We start from the raw sequence: 4,551 nt of genomic DNA on the forward strand, positions 1-4,551 counted from the left end.
AGGTTTTTCCTCTCACTTTCCCCTAATAATCCTCCTAAATATTGTCTGAAGCCGTTTTTTTGCGCTTCGTTTTTGAAGCAATTGTCAAACCGCCGACACCATCGGTCAAAGCAGGGAGGCATCGCAGCTGGGGTTGTCTCTTTCATCGCTGCTCTTTCAACGTAAAGTGCTTATTCTTTAACGATTATACTCGATTTGATCTTTATTGAGCGTTTAAGTCCCACTAAAACCAATCGTTGCTCACTTGCCCAGGCGGTGACTAAATGTAAGGCTTTTATCCCTTGATTACGATCGTAGGAACCTTTGAGATTTTTCCCGTCTATGGGGACAATTTCTCCCGCGAGAGAACCGATCAAATGTTGTAGCCATTGAGACAAAACTTGTTCGAGAGCTTCCGGCTTAATCCGTTCAAAAACCCGAGGAAAAGTATCATCAGAAGGGATGCCATTGGGTAATTCCAAAAATTCCGATAACCAAGCCTGCTTACTGATGCCATAATTTTCCATGTCTTCCCAACCTTGCGCCCCGGCGATCTCGCGTAGCGAGCGCGTTGCGACCACGGCTAAAATCGCAATCACTAAAATATCGGTCAGCAAATGTTTTTGAGTTCGAGAAACTCTCGGGTCAGGAATATCTTGAACATAATTCAATAACCTGGCTTGAATTTCATTGATTAGTGTTAACGGCCCGGTCGTTGGCTGTTGAGCTTTCTTTTCTGGTTCCAATACGGGGGCAAAACCTGTTGCCATGACTTCTCTCCTAATTAATATTAATTGATCATGCTCAGATTAAGACTGATTTTGTTTAACTACTTATAAATGAAATTTGAGGGGAGAGACAGGCAGGATACTTCGAGATATTTGTCAAGTACAATTTATACCAAATTAGATGAGCTTACCCTGGCTTTGTGGATTACTTAATTCAGTTGTTATAGAGTGGTTCTATTCTTATATTTCTAATAAAGTTCGAGGTGGATATCTAAGAGCTTTTACAGATTATATTAGGAAAATTCCTATCGCTAGTGCAACAGAAACTCAAAAACAAGCGATCAAATGTCTAGTTAAATAATGTTTAGAAGCTAAGGGAAAAGAAGTCAAGGAGTTAGAAACAAAAATTAATCAAATAGTGTATGAATTGTATGGATTAAGTGAGGAAGAAATTAGGATAATAGAGAGGGAAACCAAATAAATATAAATGTAGGGTGTGTTAGCGAAGCGTAACGCACCCAAAAGCATCCCAAAGGACTGACAAAAATTTAATCCCCCTAAATCCCCCTTAAAAAATTTGATCCCCCTAAATCCCCCTTAAAAAATTTGATCCCCCTAAATCCCCCTTAAAAAATTTGATCCCCCTAAATCCCCCTTAAAAAATTTGATCCCCCTAAATCCCCCTTTTTAAGGGGGACTTAAATTTGATACATTCGTTCTCATGATAAATTCTGTTTTGAATAATATGATTAACTCGCAATCGAACTTTAAAACCCATCTCCCCACTTCCCCACTGAGTAACGCACAGAAAACGGGTTTCTCGGAGAAACCCGTTTTCTACTCATGCACTCATGCAAAAAGGGGAATAAATAATCAGTCTTTAATAACCAGATTTAGTATTACCTAGGATTATTAGTATCCTATAATACCAATTCTTAGGAGACTATAAAGAAAATCCCAAGATTAGGCGAGTCCCTTGCCGAAAAACGCTATAGTAGCACAAAATGCCTAATTTTATCCACAAAATTGTTATGACAGTTACCAATAGACAAGAGCTAGAAGAACTGATTCAACAGGTAAAAAAAGCTCAACAACAATTTGCCAACTATAACCAAGAACAAGTAGATCTTATCTTCAAAAAAGCGGCATTAGCAGCCAACAACGCGCGCATTCCCCTAGCTAAAATGGCAGTACAAGAGACAGGAATGGGAGTAATAGAGGATAAAGTGATTAAAAACCACTTTGCCTCAGAAATCATCTACAACAAATATAAACACAGCAAAACCTGCGGCATTATCGAAGAAGATAAATCCTTTGGATTGCAAAAAATCGCCGAACCCGTGGGCATTTTAGCGGGGATCGTACCCACCACAAATCCCACCTCCACAGCCATTTTTAAAGCCCTAATTGCCCTGAAAACCCGCAACGGCATCATTTTTTCCCCCCATCCGCGAGCCAAAGACTGCACGATCGCAGCCGCCAAAATAGTCTTAGAAGCGGCCGTAAAAGCGGGCGCACCGGCCGGTATTATTGGTTGGATCGATCAGCCATCGGTGGAACTTTCCCAAGCATTAATGCAACATCCCAGCATTAATTTAATCCTTGCCACCGGCGGTCCCGGTATGGTAAAAGCGGCCTATTCTTCGGGAAGACCTTCCTTAGGAGTCGGTGCCGGCAATACCCCCGCTTTAATTGACGAAACCGCGCACATAAAAATGGCCGTTTCCTCGATTATTCTCAGTAAAACCTTCGATAACGGCATGATTTGCGCCTCCGAACAATCGGTAATCGTTGTCGATAGCATCTATGAAGAAGTTCGACAGGAATTTATTGATCGCGGGGCCTATCTTCTTTCCCCCGAAGAAAGGCAAAAAGTCGTCGGGATTCTCCTAAAAGATGGTCATATCAACCCCGATATCGTCGGTCAACCGGTAGAAAAATTAGCCGCCATGGCTGGAATTTCTGTTCCCGAAGATACCCGCTTACTAATCGGAGAAGTGGAAAATATTGGCTTAGAGGAACCATTTTCCTACGAAAAACTCTCGCCAATTTTAGCCATGTACCGAGCGAAAGACTTTGAAGATGGGGTGAAAAAAGCCGAAAAACTGGTCTTATTTGCCGGTCGAGGTCATACGGCCGTGCTTTATACCGCACCCTCCAATCGGGAAAATATTAAGCGCTTTGAAGACAACGTACAAACGGCCCGGGTATTAATTAATACCCCTTCCTCCCAGGGTGCGATTGGTGATATCTATAACTTCCGTCTCGATCCTAGTTTAACCCTCGGTTGTGGCACTTGGGGCGGTAATTCCATCAGCGAAAACGTCGAACCTACCCACCTATTAAATATTAAAACCGTAGCCGAGCGCCGGGAAAATATGCTTTGGTTCCGAGTACCACCAAAAGTATATTTTAAATACGGGTCATTACCCGTCGCTATTCGGGAATTAGCCGGCAAAAAACGGGCCTTTATTGTCACCGATAAACCTCTTTTCGACCTAGGAGTTACCGCAACTTTACAGGAAATTTTAGAAGAAATCGGCATCACGGTTAATATCTTTTACGATGTGGAACCCGATCCTTCCCTAGAAACCGTCGAACGGGGGTTAAATGTCATTAATACCTTCAATCCCGATGTAATTATCGCTATCGGTGGTGGTTCCCCCATGGATGCGGCTAAAATCATGTGGCTACTCTACGAGCATCCAGAGATAGAATTCGAGAGCTTGGCCATGCGTTTTATGGATATCCGCAAACGAGTCTATGAATTGCCTCCTTTAGGCGAAAAAGCTCTGATGGTTTGTATTCCCACCACTTCGGGAACAGGATCAGAAGTGACTCCCTTCGCCGTCGTGACCGATCGCCGTAATAATATTAAGTATCCTTTGGCAGATTATGCCCTAACTCCCAGCATGGCCATTGTCGATCCGGAATTAGTGCTGAATATGCCGAAAAAATTGACAGCCTACGGCGGAATTGACGCTTTAACTCACGCTCTTGAGTCCTACGTCTCGGTTTTAGCCTCAGAATATACTAATGCTCTTGGTCAAGATGCCATCCGACTGCTGTTTAAATATCTGCCCAGTTCCTATCATAACGGAGCTAAAGACCCGAAAGCGCGGGAAAAAGTCCATTATGCGGCGACAATGGCAGGAATGGCCTTCGCTAATGGCTTTTTAGGCATCTGTCACTCCATGGCCCACCAATTGGGGGCAATTTTCCACATTCCCCACGGTCTGGCCAATGCTTTGATGATTTCCCACGTCATCCTCTATAATGCCACCGATGCCCCCTTTAAACAGGCGACTTTCTCTCAGTACAAATATCCTAACGTAAAATGGCGCTATGCCAGGATCGCCCATTCCCTGGGATTGGGAGGAGAAAGCGAGACCGAAAGTGTGGAAAGATTGGTATTAGCGATCGAATGTTTAAAACGGGAAATCGGTATTCCGGCCAGTATTAAAGAGGTAATTCCCGAAAGTGAAGCCGAATTTATGGCCAAATTAGACCATTTAGCCGAACAAGCTTTCGATGATCAGTGTACCGGAGCCAATCCCCGTTATCCCCTGATTGAGGACTTAAAAACCCTGTTAATCCAAGCTTATCACGGCAATTTGCCCCTAGAGGTGGCGGTAAATGGTCACGGTGATGTCAGTCTTGCCGATTTGAAGTTAGATCCGCAACCCTTGAGCTTGTAGAGATCGATTTTGCCTTTGATCCCCCCTACCCCCTAGGGTCGTTTCATTCTCGCAAATGTCATTCAATCAAATCCTTATCTGGCAAGGTTTTCAGTCAATTTCTCAGAACAAATATCTGAAAAATTTTTAAAATGCCTTGCTTTGCT

The 4,551-nt window shown here is 43.3% G+C and carries 2 protein-coding genes and 2 pseudogenes; 2 read left to right on the top strand and 2 right to left on the bottom strand.

All coding sequences use genetic code 11. The features are described from left to right. Positions 1 to 146: pseudogene (locus H6F92_RS10815) on the bottom strand (IS701 family transposase); the annotation flags it as partial. A 66-nt stretch (positions 147 to 212) separates the two neighbouring features. Continuing rightward, positions 213 to 749 (bottom strand): annotated as a pseudogene (locus H6F92_RS10820) (ISAs1 family transposase); the annotation flags it as partial. Between the two features lie 139 nt (positions 750 to 888). Here H6F92_RS10820 and H6F92_RS10825 point away from each other — a divergent pair. Continuing rightward, complete coding sequence (locus H6F92_RS10825) at positions 889 to 1,068, top strand: TaqI-like C-terminal specificity domain-containing protein (protein ID WP_190357835.1); 180 nt, start codon at positions 889 to 891, stop codon at positions 1,066 to 1,068. 670 nt (positions 1,069 to 1,738) lie between these two features. Continuing rightward, positions 1,739 to 4,405, top strand: a complete 2,667-nt coding sequence (gene adhE / locus H6F92_RS10830; RefSeq protein ID WP_190357836.1) for a bifunctional acetaldehyde-CoA/alcohol dehydrogenase — start codon at positions 1,739 to 1,741, stop codon at positions 4,403 to 4,405. Positions 4,406 to 4,551: the final 146 nt, after the last annotated feature.

Source organism: Microcystis wesenbergii FACHB-1317 (assembly GCF_014696875.1).
Taxonomy (GTDB): domain Bacteria; phylum Cyanobacteriota; class Cyanobacteriia; order Cyanobacteriales; family Microcystaceae; genus Microcystis; species Microcystis wesenbergii_A.

What these genes read in the sequence shown, in the direction of transcription:
- H6F92_RS10825 (WP_190357835.1), top strand. Translation starts at nt 889, where the DNA reads ATGAGCTTACCCTGGCTTTGTGGATTACTTAATTCAGTTGTTATAGAG.
- adhE (WP_190357836.1), top strand. Translation starts at nt 1,739, where the DNA reads ATGACAGTTACCAATAGACAAGAGCTAGAAGAACTGATTCAACAGGTA.